This is a genomic window from Teichococcus wenyumeiae (assembly GCF_003696345.1).
Taxonomy (GTDB): Bacteria; Pseudomonadota; Alphaproteobacteria; order Acetobacterales; family Acetobacteraceae; genus Pseudoroseomonas; species Pseudoroseomonas wenyumeiae.
Map to the genome: position 1 here is coordinate 136,753 of NZ_RFLX01000002.1, position 15,690 is coordinate 152,442.

15 protein-coding genes are annotated in these 15,690 nt (G+C 66.7%); all 15 read right to left on the reverse strand.

Translation table 11 applies throughout. From position 1 onward, the window contains the following. Positions 1–45: 45 nt before the first annotated feature. The 15 genes from EBE87_RS03620 to EBE87_RS03690 all read right to left on the reverse strand — a co-directional run bounded on the left by EBE87_RS03620 (position 46) and on the right by EBE87_RS03690 (position 15,687). Entirely contained in the window at positions 46–861 is an 816-nt protein-coding gene (locus tag EBE87_RS03620; RefSeq protein WP_120637060.1) for a type III pantothenate kinase, read from the reverse strand. Between the two features lie 78 nt (positions 862–939). Further along, positions 940–1,665 carry a biotin--[acetyl-CoA-carboxylase] ligase gene (locus EBE87_RS03625; protein ID WP_120637059.1) on the reverse strand — a complete coding sequence of 242 codons (726 nt, stop codon included), beginning with the start codon at positions 1,663–1,665 and terminating at the stop codon, positions 940–942. Next, positions 1,662–3,086: an NADH-quinone oxidoreductase subunit NuoN gene (gene nuoN, locus EBE87_RS03630; protein ID WP_120637074.1), complete on the reverse strand. Its 1,425-nt coding sequence runs from the start codon at positions 3,084–3,086 to the stop codon at positions 1,662–1,664. Before nuoN ends, EBE87_RS03625 begins: the two co-directional genes overlap by 4 nt. Before the next feature lie 2 nt (positions 3,087–3,088). Next, on the reverse strand, positions 3,089–4,600 hold the full coding sequence (locus EBE87_RS03635) for an NADH-quinone oxidoreductase subunit M (RefSeq protein ID WP_120637058.1): 1,512 nt from the start codon (positions 4,598–4,600) through the stop codon (positions 3,089–3,091). Then, positions 4,597–6,513: an NADH-quinone oxidoreductase subunit L gene (gene nuoL, locus EBE87_RS03640; protein WP_120637057.1), complete on the reverse strand. Its 1,917-nt coding sequence runs from the start codon at positions 6,511–6,513 to the stop codon at positions 4,597–4,599. Before nuoL ends, EBE87_RS03635 begins: the two co-directional genes overlap by 4 nt. Positions 6,514–6,517: 4 nt before the next feature. Then, complete coding sequence (gene nuoK / locus EBE87_RS03645; protein ID WP_456316263.1) at positions 6,518–6,865, reverse strand: NADH-quinone oxidoreductase subunit NuoK; 348 nt, start codon at positions 6,863–6,865, stop codon at positions 6,518–6,520. Beyond that, positions 6,828–7,535: an NADH-quinone oxidoreductase subunit J gene (locus EBE87_RS03650; protein WP_120637056.1), complete on the reverse strand. Its 708-nt coding sequence runs from the start codon at positions 7,533–7,535 to the stop codon at positions 6,828–6,830. Before EBE87_RS03650 ends, nuoK begins: the two co-directional genes overlap by 38 nt. 132 nt (positions 7,536–7,667) lie before the next feature. Further along, positions 7,668–8,156 (reverse strand): NADH-quinone oxidoreductase subunit NuoI, encoded by a 489-nt coding sequence (nuoI, locus tag EBE87_RS03655; RefSeq protein ID WP_120637055.1) that lies wholly within the window; start codon positions 8,154–8,156, stop codon positions 7,668–7,670. 56 nt (positions 8,157–8,212) lie between these two features. Then, positions 8,213–9,223 carry an NADH-quinone oxidoreductase subunit NuoH gene (gene nuoH / locus EBE87_RS03660; RefSeq protein WP_120637054.1) on the reverse strand — a complete coding sequence of 337 codons (1,011 nt, stop codon included), beginning with the start codon at positions 9,221–9,223 and terminating at the stop codon, positions 8,213–8,215. Between the two features lie 6 nt (positions 9,224–9,229). After that, positions 9,230–11,290, reverse strand: a complete 2,061-nt coding sequence (gene nuoG, locus EBE87_RS03665) for an NADH-quinone oxidoreductase subunit NuoG (RefSeq protein WP_120637053.1) — start codon at positions 11,288–11,290, stop codon at positions 9,230–9,232. A 4-nt stretch (positions 11,291–11,294) separates the two neighbouring features. After that, the gene (gene nuoF, locus EBE87_RS03670) at positions 11,295–12,605 is read right to left on the reverse strand and encodes an NADH-quinone oxidoreductase subunit NuoF (RefSeq protein ID WP_120637052.1); all 1,311 of its coding nucleotides are present in this window, start codon (positions 12,603–12,605) and stop codon (positions 11,295–11,297) included. A 2-nt stretch (positions 12,606–12,607) separates the two neighbouring features. After that, the gene (locus tag EBE87_RS03675) at positions 12,608–13,264 is read right to left on the reverse strand and encodes a complex I 24 kDa subunit family protein (RefSeq protein ID WP_120637051.1); all 657 of its coding nucleotides are present in this window, start codon (positions 13,262–13,264) and stop codon (positions 12,608–12,610) included. Continuing rightward, entirely contained in the window at positions 13,261–14,478 is a 1,218-nt protein-coding gene (locus EBE87_RS03680) for an NADH-quinone oxidoreductase subunit D (RefSeq protein ID WP_120637050.1), read from the reverse strand. Before EBE87_RS03680 ends, EBE87_RS03675 begins: the two co-directional genes overlap by 4 nt. Then, positions 14,475–15,137 carry an NADH-quinone oxidoreductase subunit C gene (locus tag EBE87_RS03685; RefSeq protein ID WP_199707158.1) on the reverse strand — a complete coding sequence of 221 codons (663 nt, stop codon included), beginning with the start codon at positions 15,135–15,137 and terminating at the stop codon, positions 14,475–14,477. Before EBE87_RS03685 ends, EBE87_RS03680 begins: the two co-directional genes overlap by 4 nt. Continuing rightward, positions 15,130–15,687 (reverse strand): NuoB/complex I 20 kDa subunit family protein, encoded by a 558-nt coding sequence (locus EBE87_RS03690; protein ID WP_120637049.1) that lies wholly within the window; start codon positions 15,685–15,687, stop codon positions 15,130–15,132. Before EBE87_RS03690 ends, EBE87_RS03685 begins: the two co-directional genes overlap by 8 nt. Positions 15,688–15,690 lie beyond the last annotated feature (3 nt).

Consider the following 15,690-nt stretch of genomic DNA (forward strand, 5'->3'; position numbering starts at 1 on the left):
GGCTGCGGGTGCGCCTCAGTACGGGCACGGCTTCCACGGCACATCTCAATCGGTTTCGGCCCGGATATCGGGCAAACTGGTACGATGGAAAATGGGGATGGGATTGCGATCCGCCAACAGGCGGAGCCCTTCAAGGGTGATATCGGGATCGGTAAAATCCATCACCGGTGTGCCCTCAGCCAGCAGGGGCGCCAGGCCGCCAGTGCCGATAGCCTTGAGGGGCGCGCCGTATTCCGCGCGGATCCGGTTCACGATACCTTCCACCAGACCCACATAGCCCCAGAAGATGCCCGATTGCATCGCCGGAACGGTGGAGCGGCCGATCACGGATTGGGGACGGCCGATGCCGATGCGCGGCAGCCGGGCGGCCGCGCGGTGCAGCGCCTCGATCGAGAGGCTGATGCCGGGGGCAATGATGCCGCCCAGGTAGCCGCCGTCCTTGTCCACCACGTCGAAGGTCGTGGCGGTGCCGAAATCGATCACCACCAGGGGGCCCTTGTAGTGGTAATGCGCGGCCAGGGCGTTCAGCAGGCGGTCGGCGCCCACTTCCTCGGGGTTGTCCACACGGATGGGGAAGCCCCAGTCCAGCGGCGCCCGCGCCACCAGCGGCTCGGCCGAGAACCATTCGCGGCACAGGCGGCGCAGGTTGTAGAGGGCGGCGGGCACCACGGTGCCGATGACGCAGCGCTCGATCTCGACGGGGCGGATACCGACATGGCCCAGCAGCGCCAGCAGCCAGACCGCGTATTCGTCGCTGGTGCGGTCGGCGCGGGTGGCGATGCGCCAGCGGCCACGCCATTCCGTGCCGTCGTGAATGGCGAAGACCACGTTGGTATTGCCTGCATCAATGGCGAGCAGCATGCATTCCCCTCCCTTGGGGGCTGTTGTTAACCCGTGGGCCGGGTGGCCCGTTGCAGCCACGGCAAATGCGCCGCGCATTCAGCCCAGGAGTTCCCCGGCCGCCACCGGCACCACGCCGGAAGGCGTGGCCAGCAGCAGGCGGCCATCCTGGTCCAGCCCGGCGAAGCGCCCCTCGCGCGCGGTGCCGCCCTGGCGCAGCAGCAGCGGCGTATCCAGCACCGGGCCGCGGGCCAGCCAGGCGGCGCGCACCGCCTCCAGCCCCCGGCCACGCCAGAGGTCCACCGCCGCCATCAGGCCCTGGGCGAAAGCTACCGGCTCCGGCGGCACGGCGCCGGGCCGGGCGAGGCTGGCGGTGGGGCGGTCCGGCAACGCCGGCGCCACGGCCAGGTTGACGCCGATGCCGAAGACGACCCAGCCGATACCGCCCGCCGCATCCACCCCGCCCTGGCAGAGGATGCCGGCGCATTTGGCGCCGCCCAGCAGCAGGTCGTTGGGCCATTTCAGGCGCAGGTCCGTGCCCGGCGGCAGCACGGCGGCCGCGGCATCGGCCAGGGCCACGCCTGCCAGCAGGCTCCACTGCGGCAGGGCGCGCGCCGGCCCCGCGGGGCGCAGCAGCAAGGACAGAAAGAGATTGCCCGAAGGCGAGGACCATGCCCGGCCCTGGGTGCCCCGCCCGGCACTCTGCCGGCGGGCCAGCACGGCGAGCCGCTCGGGCTCGCCGGCTTCGGCGGCGGCCAGCACGACATCCTGCGTGCTGGCCAGTTCCTCATGGATGGCGAGCCGCCATCCAGCAGCCGTCGTCACCCAACCAGCGCCGCGACCGCAGCCTGGGCGGCGGCCAGGAAGGGCGCCGGGAAGGCGAAGAAGAACACGGTGAAGAGGCCCGTGCCCGCCATAACGACAGACAGGCTGGCCGGCCGCGCGTCCAGCGCGCCCACGCCATTGTCGAACCACATCACCTTGATGACGCGCAGGTAGTAGTAGGCCGAGATGGCCGAGGTCAGCACGCCCACCACGGCCAGCGTCATGTAGCCACCCTGGATGGCAGCGCCGATGACGAAGTACTTGCCGAAGAAGCCCGCCATGGGCGGGATGCCGGCCATGGAGAACATGAAGATGGTCATCGCCAGGGCCATGGCCGGGTCGGTGCGGCCGACGCCGGCGAGGTCATCCACGCCTTCCAGCGACCGGCCCTGGCGGCGCATGGCCGCCAGCACGGCGAAGGCGCCGACATTGGTGAAGAGGTAGATGGCCATGTAGAGCAGCAGGGCGCGCACGCCCAGGCCGCTGCCCACCGCCAGGCCCATCAGCGCGTAGCCGACATGGCCGATGGAGGAATAGGCCATCAGGCGCTTGATGTTCTTCTGGCCGATGGCGGCCAGGGAGCCCAGGATCATCGAGCCCAGCGAGCAGAGGATGATCACCTGCTGCCACTGGTCCGCGAGGTCCCCGAAAGGCCCGGCGGCGACGCGGGTGAGCAGCCCGATGGCCGCCACCTTGGGCGCGGAGGCGAAGAAGGCCGTCACCGGGGTCGGCGCGCCTTCGTAGACATCCGGCGTCCACATGTGGAAGGGCACGGCGGAGACCTTGAAGGCCAGCGCCGCCAGCACGAAGACCAGGCCCACCACCAGGCCGAAGGGCACGCCCTCGGTCGCCGCCACCGCGTCCGCGATGCGGTCGAAATTGGTGGAGCCGGTGAAGCCGTAGATCAGGCTGGAACCATAGAGCAGCAGGCCCGAGGCCAGGGCGCCCAGCACGAAGTACTTGAGGCCCGCTTCCGTCGAGCGCGCATTGTCGCGGTCGAAGGCGGCGATGACGTAGAGCGAGAGCGAAAGCAGTTCCAGCCCGATGTAGAGCGCCATCAGGTCGTTGGCGGAGAGCATGATCATCATGCCCACCGTGCTCAGCAGCAGCAGCACCGGGTATTCGAACTTCGCCAGGTTCTGCTTGACGTTCCAGTCCAGCGCCAGCAGCAGGCCCAGCGCCGCGCCGGCGATCACCAGCAGCTTGGTGAACTTGGTGAAGCTGTCCGCGACATACTGGCCGGCATAGGCGGTGCCTTCCGGCTGCATCATCACCAGCACGGCCGCCAGCAGGAAGGCGCCCAGCACGGCCATGTTCACGGCGTAGCTGGTGTCCCGCTTCGGGATCACGCCGGCGACGAGCACCAGCAGGCCGGCCACGGCCAGCACCAGTTCGGGGAGGATGAGGGTCCAGCTATCCATGGTCACATCCCCGCCAGACGCGGCAGGGCCAGCGCGGCTTCATGCCGCGCCAGCAGCGCCGTGACGCTGGCATCGAAGAAAGAGGTAAAGGAGGACGGGTAAAGGCCCATCCACAGCGTCAGCACCACCAGCGGGGCGAAGGTCAGCCACTCACGCGGGGAGAGGTCCAGCAGGTGCTTGATCTCGTCCTTGGTGATGCGGCCGAACAGCACGCGGCGGTAGAGCCACAGCATGTAGCAGGCACCCAGGATCATGGAGAAGCCGGCGAAGAAGGCGACCCAGGGGTTCACCTGCCAGGCGCCGACCAGCACCAGGAACTCACCCGGGAAGCCCGCCGTGCCCGGCAGGGCAACGGAAGCCATGGTGAAGCCCATGAAGAGCACCGCATAGACCGGCATGACCTTGGCCACGCCGCCGTAGCGATTGATCTCGCGCGAATGGACGCGGTCATAGACCACGCCGACGCAAAGGAAGAGCGCGCCCGAGACGATGCCATGCGACAGCATCTGGAAGATGGCGCCGGACAGGCCCTGGTGGTTCATCACGAAGATGCCCAGCGTCACGATGCCCATATGGGCCACGGACGAATAGGCGATCAGCTTCTTCATGTCCTCCTGCGCCATCGCCACCAGCGAGGTGTAGATGACGGCGATGACGGAGAGCGCGAAGATCAGCGGCGCGAACCATTCCGTCGCTTCCGGCAGCAGCGGCACGGAGAAGCGCAGGAAGCCGTAGCCGCCCATCTTCAGCAGCACGCCGGCCAGGATGACCGAGCCCGCCGTCGGCGCCTCGACGTGCGCGTCCGGCAGCCAGGTGTGCACCGGCCACATCGGCACCTTCACGGCGAAGGAGGCGAAGAAGGCCAGGAACATCCAGATCTGCATGTTGCGCGGGATCTGCAGCTTCATCAGCTCGGGAATGGAGGTGGTGCCTGCCATGTACCAGAGCGTCAGGATCGCCAGAAGCATCAGCAGCGAGCCGAGCAGCGTGTAGAGGAAAAGCTTGTAGGCGGCATAGACGCGCCGCGCGCCGCCCCAGACACCGATGATGAGGAACATCGGCACCAGCACGCCCTCGAAGAAGATGTAGAACATCAGCATGTCGAGCGAGGCGAACATGCCGATCATCATCGTCTCGAGCACCAGGAACGCGATCATGTATTCGCGCACCCGGGTCTGTACCGACTCCCAGGAGGCCAGGATGCAGATCGGCGTCAGCAGGGTCGAGAGCAGCACGAACAGCACCGAGATGCCGTCCACGCCCAGGTGATAGCCCAGGCCGAATTCCGGCATCCAGGTCATCTGCTCGACGAACTGATAGTCCGCGGTGGTCTTGTCGAAGCTGAACCACAGGATCAGCGACAGCCCGAAGACGATCAGGCTGGTCCAGAGCGCGGTCCAGCGGGCGTTGGAGGCGACGACCGCCTCCTCCCCCCGGATGAAGAGGAGGATGCCCGCGCCCACCAACGGCAGGAAGGTGAGCAGCGAGAGCAGGGGAAAGCCTGCGGCGTTCATCGGCCGATCCCGAACAGGAAGATGCTGACGAAGAGGACGAGCCCGATGATCATGGTGAAGGCGTAGTTCGCCACGCGCCCGTTCTGGAAACGCGTCACCCGGCCCGCCGCACTCGCGGTCAGGGCGGCGGCGCCATTGGGCATGCCGTCGATCACCTTGGCATCGCCCACCTTCCACAGCCAGAAGGCGAGCTTGCGGGCGGGCTGCACGAAGATGGCGTCATACAGCTCGTCGAAATACCACTTGTTCAGCAGGAAGCGGTACAGGCCCGGGAAGCTGGCGGCCAGCCGGCCCGGGATGGCGGGGACGAACATATAGAAGATGTAGCCCACCGCGATGCCGACCACGCCGGCCACGGTCGGTGCCAGCGGCACCCAGCTCGGCACCTCATGCGCGTCATGCATGATGTGGTTGTTGGGCTGGTTGACGATGGAGCCGTTCCAGAAGGCCAGCCAGTCGTGGCCCACGAAGTAGTCGGCCAGCAGCGCACCGGAGAAGAGCGCGCCGATGGCGAGCACGATCAGCGGCAGGGTCATGACCGCCGGGCTCTCGTGCACATGCTCCATCACGTGATGGTCGGCGCGCGGCTTGCCGTGGAAGGTCATGATGATCAGGCGCCAGGAATAGAAGGCCGTCAGCAGCGCCGCGATCATGCCCATGACGAAGGCGTAGCTCGCGGTCCAGCCATGGCCGGCATAGGCCGCCTCCAGCACGAAGTCCTTGGAATAATAGCCGGCGAAGAAGGGGATGCCCGCCAGCGCCAGGCTGCCGATCCAGAACATGGCGTAGGTCAGCGGGATCTTGCGCCAGATGCCGCCCATCTTGCGGATGTCCTGCTCGTCCGACATCGCGTGGATCACGGAGCCGGCCGACAGGAAGAGCAGCGCCTTGAAGAAGGCGTGGGTGATGAGGTGGAAGATGGCGCCCTGATAGGCGCCGACGCCCACCGCGAAGAACATGTAGCCGAGCTGCGAGCAGGTCGAATAAGCGATGACGCGCTTGATGTCGTTCTGCACGCAGCCGATCGTCGCCGCGAAGAAGGCTGTCGTGGCGCCGATGAAGGTGATGAAGCCCAGCGCGTTCGGCGCGTATTCGATGACGGGCGACATGCGCGCCATCAGGAAGACGCCCGCCGTCACCAGCGTCGCCGCATGGATCAGCGCGGAAACCGGCGTCGGGCCCTCCATGGCGTCCGGCAGCCAGGTGTGCAGGCCGATCTGCGCCGACTTGCCCATGGCGCCGCCGAAGAGCAGGAAGGCGATCAGCTCGATGGCCGGGATGCCGCCGATGGTCTTGTCCTGCGCCGCCGCGACACCCTGGAAGATGCCGTCGAACTCGATGGTGCCGAAGGTCCAGAAGGTCAGCGCCATGCCCATCATGAAGAACAGGTCGCCCACGCGGTTCACGATGAAGGCCTTCATCGCCGCGCGGTTGGCGCTTTCCCGCTCGTACCAGTAGCCGATGAGCAGGTAGCTCGCGAGGCCGATGCCTTCCCAGCCGAAGAAGAGCTGCGCCAGGTTATCGGCCGTCACCAGCATGAGCATCATGAAGGTGAAGAGCGAGAGGTAGGAGAAGAAGCGCGTCGGCGTCGCGTCGTGGGACATGTAGCCCACGGAATAGATGTGGATCATGGTCGAGATCAGCGTGACCATGGCCACCATCGCCGCGGCGATCGTGTCGTAGCGCAGCGCCCAGGAGACCTGCAGCCCGCCGACATCGATCCAGGTGCCCAGATCGACCATCACCGGCGCATGGCCGAGCGCCACGTTGAAGAAGTTGACGGCGCCGCAGATGGCGGAGAGCGCCATGAAGAAGACGCCGATCCACTGCGCCGGCTTGTCGCCGATCAGCCGGCCGAAAAGGCCGGTGATCAGCGAGCCGATCAGCGGAAAGAAGATGGCACCGAGATACATGCGCCTAGCCCTTCAGCGTGGACACGTCGTCCACCGCGATGCTGCCGCGGTTGCGGAAGTAGATCACCAGGATGGCCAGGCCGATCGCCGCCTCGGCGGCCGCGACCGTCAGCACGAACATGGTGAAGATCTGCCCCGTCATGTCCTGCAGCGCGGCGGAGAAGGCCACGAAGTTCAGGTTCACCGCCAGCAGGAGCAGCTCGATCGACATCAGGATAACGATGACGTTCTTCCGGTTAAGGAAGATGCCCAGGATGCCGAGGACGAAAAGAATGGCACTGACCGTCAGGTAGTGCCCGAGACCGATGCTCATCTCAGTGGTGCCCCCCGCCATGGTGACCGTGGTCGTCATGCGCCACCGCCTTGGGCTTCTCCGCTTCCGGCAGCGGCCGGCGCTTGATGCCCAGGGTGCCCAGGCCCGTGCGGGCCGGGATGTTCTCCAGCGGCACGGCCTCGGCGCGCGCCACCTGCACGGCGATGTTCTGGCGGCGGCTGTTCGGCGCCTTCTCGCGCAGCGTCAGCACGATGGCGCCGATCATGGCCACCAGCAGGATCAGGCCCGAGCCCTGGAAGAGGAAGATGTAGTCCGTATACAGGATGCGGCCGATCGCCTCGGTATTGGTCACGCCATCCGTGGCGGCGGGCATGGCGTTCAGCCGCAGCGAGCCCGCATCCTCGGCGAACTGCCAGGAGCCGAAGACAAACAGCAGCTCCAGGAACAGGATGCCGCCGATGATGGCGCCGAAGGGCAGGTAGCGCTGGAAGCCGGCGCGCAGCTCCGCGAAGTCGATGTCCAGCATCATGACGACGAAGAGGAAGAGCACCGCGACCGCGCCGACATAGACGATGGCCAGGATCATCGCCAGGAACTCTGCGCCCGCGATCAGGAACAGCGCGGCGGCGTTCATGAAGGCCAGGATCAGGTACAGCACGCTGTGGACGGGGTTGCGGCTGGTCACCACCATGACCGCGCTGGCGATCAGGATGAACGCGAAGACATAGAAGGCAAGCGTTGCGATCATCGCACCCCACCCCCGCGCTGTTGCAGCGTCATGGCACCGTTCCAGAAAAACAGAGAGCCGCCCCGAGCAGGGGGGCGGGGCCGCGAGGGTTCTATCGGCAGGAAGGCGCGGCCACCCCTTCCCGCCCTGCGGTCAGCGGTAGGGGGCGTCCAGTTCCAGACGCTTCGCCAGCTCGGGCTCCCACCGGTCGCCGTTCGCGAGGAGCTTGTCCTTGTTGTAGAGCAGCTCTTCGCGCGTCTCGGTGGAGAATTCGAGGTTCGGCCCCTCGACGATCGCATCCACCGGGCAGGCTTCCTCGCACATGCCGCAATAGATGCACTTCGTCATGTCGATGTCGTAGCGCGTGGTGCGGCGGCTGCCGTCCTCGCGCGGCTCGGCCTCGATGGTGATGGCCAGCGCGGGGCAGACGGCCTCGCACAGCTTGCAGGCGATGCAGCGCTCTTCCCCGTTGGGGTAGCGGCGCAGCGCATGCTCACCCTTGAAGCGCGGGGAGAGCGGCAGCTTCTCGTTCGGGTACTTGATCGTGGCCTTGCGCGAGAAGAAGTACTTCAGCGTCAGCGCCATGCCGGAGACCAGTTCGGTCAGCAGCAGGCTGTAGGCCGCGCGGTCCAGCGTCGCCATCTCTCACCTCGCCGCGCGGGGGCAGCCCGCGCGTCCTGTGTTCAGAATTTCCACGATCATGCCGGCAGCCACCCGGCGAGCTTCAGCACGAAGGCCGTCAGCACCAGCCACACCAGGCTGATCGGCAGGAAGACCTTCCAGCCCAGGCGCATCAACTGGTCATAGCGGTAGCGCGGGAAGGTCGCGCGCACCCAGACGAAGGTGAACATGCAGAGGCACACCTTCAGGATGAACCAGAGCGGCCCCGGCACCCAGTTGAAGGGCGCCATGTCCACCGGCGGCAGCCAGCCACCCAGGAACAGGGTGGTCGTCATCGCCGACATCAGGAACATGTTGGCGTATTCGCCCAGGAAGAACAGGGCGTAGGTCATGGAGGAATATTCCACCATGAAGCCGGCCACCAGCTCGGACTCGCCTTCCGCCAGGTCGAAGGGCGGGCGGTTGGTCTCGGCCAGGGTCGAGATGAAGAAGATGATGAACATCGGGAAGAGCGGGATGAAGAACCACACCGTCTTCTGCGCCAGCACGATCTGCGTCAGGTTCAGCGAACCGACGCAGAGCAGCACCGTCACGATCACGAAGCCCATCGAGACTTCGTAGGACACCATCTGCGCCGCCGAGCGCAGCGCGCCCAGGAAGGCATACTTCGAGTTCGACGCCCAGCCCGCGATGATGATGCCGTAGACACCCAGCGAGCTGATGGCGAAGAGGTAGAGAATGCCGACATTGATGTCGGCGATGGCCCAGCCCTCGTTCACCGGGATCACCGCCCAGGCGATCATCGCCAGGATGAAGGTGAGCATCGGCGCGAAGATGAACAGCGCCCGGTTGGCGCCGGAAGGAATGATCGTTTCCTTCATCAGCATCTTCGCGGCATCCGCGAAGGGCTGCAGCAGGCCGAAGGGCCCCACCACGTTGGGGCCGATGCGCATCTGCATTGCCGCCATGATCTTGCGCTCGGCATAGGTCATGTAGGCGACGGCGATCAGCAGCGGCACCAGCACCGCCAGGGTCTGGGCGACCGTGATGGCCAGGATGCCGATGGAGGAATTGAGGAAGGCTTCCATCGGTCCTTACTCCGCCGCCTGCGCCAACGGGGGCGCGTTGTAGATGCGGCTGCACTCGGCCATCACCTCGGAGGCGCGGCTGATGCTGTCCGCCAGCCAGTAGTCGGTGATCGCCGGCTTGAAGGCCACATCGCTCAGGGTGCCGCCAGCCTGCGGGCCACGGGTATTCGTGACGCCACCGGCGATGCGGCCATCCACCAGCCCGAAGACCGGGTTGGCCGCGACCATGCCGGCCCGGACGTCTTCCAGCGTGTTGAAGGGCAGGTCCACGCCCAGCGCCGCACCCGCCGCGCGGATGATGCGCCAGTCTTCCTTCGCCTCACCGGGCGGGAAGATGGCCAGGCGGCCGCGCTGCACGCGCCCCTCGGTGTTGACGTAGGTGCCTTCCTTCTCGGTGTAAGCCGCACCGGGCAGGATGACATCGGCGCGGGAGGCCGCGCGGTCGCCGTGATGGCCCTGGTAGACCACGAAGGTGCCGGGGGCGATAAAGCCGGGCTCGAACCCGTCCGCGCCCAGCAGCCACAGCGCATCCACGCCGCCGCTCAGCATGCCGGCCAGGTCCTGGCCGCCCTCGCCCGGCAGGAAGCCGGCATCGAGCGCGCCAACCTGCCCACCGAAGAGGTGCAGCATGTTGAAGCCGTTCCATTCCGGCGTCAGCGCGCCGACCTGATTGGCCAGCGCCCAGGCCGCCGCCAGCACCGCCGCGCCATCCTCGCGCGCCACCGCGCCACGGCCGAGGATGATCATCGGCCGCTTGGCCTCGGACAGCAGCTTGGCGAAGGCGTGGCTGCCGTCCAGCAGGGCGTTGAGGGCGGAAGCCCCCTCGCCCAGATGCTCGGCGTTATAGGTCAGCTCGATGTCGCGCGGGCCGATATGCGCCACCGCCAGCGTGCCGGAGGCCCACTTCTTGCGGATGCGGGCGTTCAGCACCGGCGCTTCCTTGCGCGGGTTGCTGCCGATGATCAGCAGCGCATCCGCCTCGTCGATCCCGGCGATGCCGGAATTGAACAGGTAGTGCTCGCGCCGCGTGCCGTCGATCCTGGCGCCGTCCTGGCGGCAGTCCAGGTTCCGCGAACCCAGGGCCGCCATCAGGGACTTCAGCGCGAAGGCGCTTTCGGCATCCACCAGGTCGCCGGCCACGGCGCCGATGCGGTCGCCCGGCAGGCCCTTCAGCTTGGCGGCGATGTGCTCCAGCGCTTCCTGCCAGCTGGCCGGGCGCAGCTTGCCGTCCTGGCGGATCCAGGGGCGGTCCAGCCGCTTGCGCTTCAGGCCGTCGAAGGAGAAGCGGCCACGGTCGGCCATCCACTCCTCGTTCACGTCCTCATTGGTGCGCGGCAGGATGCGCAGCACTTCCGGGCCACGGGTATCGACGCGGATATTCACGCCCTGCGCGTCCAGCACGTCGATGCTGTCGGCCGACCGCAGCTCCCAGGGCCGGGCCACAAAGGCATAGGGCCGGCTGGTCAGCGCGCCCACCGGGCAGACGTCGATCAGGTTGCCCGAAAGCTCCGTGGTCAGCGCCTTCTCGACATAGGTGCCGATCTGCATGTCCTCGCCGCGGCCCGTCGCGCCCAGCTCCGGCACGCCGGCGACCTCGGTCGCGAAGCGCACGCAGCGGGTGCACTGGATGCAGCGGGTCATGATCGTCTTGACCAGCGGGCCCAGGTACTTGTCCTTCACCGCCCGCTTGCCCTCGCGGTAGCGGCTGGCATCGCGGCCATAGGCCACAGCCTGGTCCTGCAGGTCGCACTCGCCGCCCTGGTCGCAGATCGGGCAATCCAGCGGGTGGTTGATCAGCAGGAATTCCATGACGTTGCGGCGGGCATTCCGGACCATCGGGCTGTCCGTGAAGACCTTCATGCCGTCCGCCACCGGATAGGCGCAGGAAGCCACCGGCTTCGGCGCCTTCTCCACCTCGACGAGGCACATGCGGCAGTTGCCGGCCACCGACAGCCGCTCATGATAGCAGAAGCGCGGAATTTCCTTGCCGGCGGCCTCGCAGGCCTGCAGCACGGAGGCGCCGTTGGGCACCTCCACCTCGATCCCGTCAATCGTTACCTTGGCCATGGCGTTACTCCGCCGCCAGCGGCATGGCGCCGCCGGTCTTCTTCGCGTGGTAGGCCGCGATACGCTCTTCCATCATCGGCCGGAAGTGCCGGATCAGACCCTGCACCGGCCAGACGCCGCCATCGGCGAGGGCGCAGATGGTGTGGCCCTCGATCTGCCGCGTGACGCTTTCCAGCACGTCGATCTCGGCCACGTCCGCGCGCCCCTCGACCATGCGGTCCATCAGGCGCTTCTGCCAGCCCATGCCCTCGCGGCACGGGGTGCACTGGCCGCAGCTCTCATGCTTGTAGAACTGCGCCAGCCGCGCGATCGCCTTGATCAGGTCCGTGGACTTGTCCATGACGATGACGGCGGCGGTGCCGAGGCCCGACTTGTGCTCGCGCAGCGCATCGAAGTCCATCAGCACGTCGTCGCAGATGGATTTCGGCAGCAGCGGGGTCGAGGAACCACCGGGGATCACGGCCAGCAGGTTGTCCCAGCCGCCGCGCACGCCACCGGCATAGCGCTCGATCAGCTCCCGCATCGGGATGCTCATCTCGGCTTCCACGTTGCAGGGCTTGTTCACATGGCCCTGGATGCAGAAGACCTTGGTGCCGCTGTTCTTCGGGCGGCCGAAGGAGGCGAACCAGGAGGCACCGCGGCGCAGGATCTCCGGCACCACGGCGATGGTCTCGACATTGTTCACGGTCGTCGGGCAGCCGTAGAGGCCCACCGCCGCCGGGAAAGGCGGCTTCAGGCGGGGCATGCCCTTCTTGCCTTCGAGGCTCTCGATCAGCGCCGTTTCTTCGCCGCAGATATAGGCGCCCGCGCCGCGATGGACGTAGAGATCGAAATCCCAGCCCGTGCCGGCGGCGTTCTTGCCCAGCAGGCCGGCCTCATAGGCCTCGTCGATCGCGGCCTGCAGCACCACGTGCTCGTTGAAATACTCGCCGCGCACATAGATGTAGCCGGCATGGGCCCCCATGCCGACGCCCGCGATCAGGCAGCCCTCGATCAGCGTGTGCGGATCGTGGCGGATGATGTCGCGGTCCTTGCAGGTGCCGGGCTCCGACTCATCGCAGTTCACGACGAGGTAGGAAGGACGCCCGTCCGGCGAGGACTTGGGCATGAAGCTCCACTTCATGCCGGTCGGGAAGCCGGCGCCGCCACGGCCACGCAGGCCGGACTGCTTCAGCTCCTCGATGATCCAGTCCCGGCCCTTGGCGATGATCGCCGCCGTGCCGTCCCAGTTCCCGCGGCGCATCGCCTCCCTCAGGTTCCAGGGATGCAACCCGTAGAGGTTGGTGAAGATGCGGTCCTTGTCGCTCAGCGCCATGGTTACGCCTCCCCCTTCCGGCCAACCACGATGGCCGGTTCCTTCAACGGGATGTCCAGCAGCACGGTCGGGCCACCCTCCGGCGCGCTGGTCTGGCGCCCGATGGTGCTGCCCGGCTTCGGCCGCTCGCCACGCTTCAGGGACTCGATCAGCTCGACGGTGCGGGCGTAATCGAGGTCCTCGTAGTAGTCGTCATCCACCTGCAGGATCGGCGCATTCACGCAGGCACCGAGGCATTCCACCTCGGAGAGCGTGAAGAGCCCGTCCTCGCTGGTGTCGCCATAGCCCTTGAGGTGGCCGGCATCCTTGCAGGCGCGCAGCACCTCGTCCGAGCCGCGCAGCCAGCAGGGCGTCGTGCCGCAGACCTGCAGATGGAAGCGGCCCATCGGCTTGGTGTTGAACATGAAATAGAAGGTGGCGACCTCGTAGACGCGGATCGGCGCCATGCCGAGCTTGACCGCCACCGCATCCATCGCCACGCGCGGCACCCAGGCGCTGCCGGTCAGGCGGCCCATCTGCTTCTGCGCGACATACAGCAGCGGGATCACCGCGCTGGCCTGCTTCCCTTCCGGATAGCGGGCGATGATCTTGGCGATCTGCGCCTCACTCTCCGCATCGAAGGCGAAGTGGGTGACTTCCTGATGATGCGGATCGCTCACCGGTCGATCTCTCCGAACACGATATCGAGGCTGCCGATGACGGACACGGCGTCGGCCAGCATGTGGCCCTTGGTCAGCACGTCCATGGCCTGCAGATGCGCGAAGCCGGGCGCGCGGATCTTGCAGCGGTAAGGCTTGTTGGTGCCGTCGGCTACCAGGTAGCAGCCGAACTCGCCCTTGGGCGCTTCCACCACCGTGTAGGTGCTGCCTTCCGGCACGTGGTAGCCCTCGGTGTAGAGCTTGAAGTGATGAATCAGCGCTTCCATGGACCGCTTCATCTCGCCGCGCTTCGGCGGCGTGATCTTGTTGTCCTGGATTTTGACGGGCCCGCCCGGCATCTGCTGGATGCACTGGCGGATCATCTTGTGGCTCTCACGCATTTCCGCCACGCGGACAAGGTAGCGCTCGTAGCAGTCGCCATGGCTGCCGACCGGAATCTCGAAGTCGAGCTGGTCGTAGATGTCGTAGGGCTGGCTGCGGCGCAGGTCCCAGGCGGCGCCGGAGGCGCGCAGGCAGGGGCCGGAGAAGCCCCATTCCATCGCCTGTTCCGTCGTCATGATGCCGATATCGACCGTGCGCTGCTTGAAGATGCGGTTGCCCGTCAGCAGGCGCTCGATGTCATCGACAAACTTCGGAAACTGGTCCGCCCAGCGGGAGATCTTCTCCAGCAGGCCGGCCGGGATGTCCTTGGCCACGCCGCCCGGGCGCACGTAGTTGGCGTGGTAGTGCGAGCCGCTCGCCGCCTCGTAGATCTCGAGCAGGATTTCGCGCTGCTCGAAGCCCCAGAGCGACGGCGTGGTCGCGCCCACGTCCAGCGCATAGGTCGTGATGTTCAGGATGTGGTTCAGGATGCGGCTAATTTCCGCGAACATCACGCGGATGAACTGGGCGCGGATCGGCGCCTCGATACCCAGCAGCCGCTCCGTAGCCAGCGCGAAGGCATGCTCCTGCGCCATCGGGGCCACGTAGTCGAGGCGGTCGAAATACGGCAGCGCCTGCAGGTAGGTCTTGTACTCGATCAGCTTCTCGGTGCCACGGTGCAGCAGGCCGATATGCGGATCGGCACGCTCCACCACCTCACCCTTCAGTTCCAGGATCAGGCGCAGCACGCCATGCGCCGCCGGATGCTGCGGGCCGAAGTTGATCGTGTGGTTGTCGATCTCGACCGTACGCGTCTCGGTCGAGGCCGGCATCTCGTTGGTGCTCGCGCTCATTCGCTGGCGATCCGGTTCAGATGCACCTTCTCGTCGCCGGGCAGCGTGGTCATGCCTTCCCAGGGCGAGAGGAAATCGAAGTTGCGGAAATCCTGCTGCAGCTTGACGGGCTCATAGACCACCGCTTGCCGCTCGGGGTCGTAGCGGACCTCGACAAAGCCGGTCAGCGGGAAGTCCTTGCGCAGCGGATGCCCCTCGAAGCCGTAATCCGTCAGGATGCGGCGCAGGTCGCTCTGGCCCTCGAAGATGATGCCGTACATGTCCCAGGCCTCGCGCTCGTACCAGGTGGCGCAGGGCCAGATGGCGGAGACGCTGGGCACAGGCGTTTCGGCGTCGGTGGTGACGATCACCCGCACCCGGTGGTTCAGCGAGAGCGAGAGCAGGTTGTAGACCACCTCGAACCGCTCAGCCTGCGCCGGACGATCGACACCGCAAAGATCCACGCATTGCTCGAAGGCAAAGCGCGGATCGTCCCGCAGCATGGTCATCAGGGCCGGCAGCGCCTCGCGCGCGGCGAAGATCTCGGCTTCCGCCCCACGCTGCACGCGGCCGCGCGAGATGACGCCCTGCGGCACCGAGGCCTGGATATCGGCGACAAGCTGTTCCAGCGGCGAAAGCGGCGCGGGCTGGGCCACTTCAGTGGAAATGTCTTCAGCCACGGAGGATGCTCCCCGTCCGGCGGATCTTCTTCTGCAGCTGCATGATGCCGTAGACCAGCGCCTCGGCCGTGGGCGGGCAGCCTGGGACATAAACGTCCACCGGCACGATGCGGTCGCAACCGCGCACCACGCTGTAGCTGTAGTGATAATAGCCGCCGCCATTGGCGCAGCTGCCCATGGAGATGACGTAGCGCGGCTCGGCCATCTGGTCGTAGACCTTGCGCAGCGCGGGGGCCATCTTGTTGGTCAGCGTGCCAGCCACGATCATCACGTCCGACTGCCGCGGCGAGCCGCGCGGGATGACGCCGAAGCGGTCGAGGTCATAGCGCGCCATATAGGCGTGGATCATCGGCACCGCGCAGCAGGCCAGGCCGAAGGTCATCGGCCACAGGCTGCCCGTGCGCGCCCAGTTCACGATCTTGTCGATGTTGGCGACGACGAAGCCCTTGTCCTCGATCTCGCCGGTCACGCTGTTGATCACGGCGTCCTGCGCGGGGCCGGGCGGCAGGGCCTGCTGGTTCCACGCGACCTGATCATTGATGCTGTTCATCGT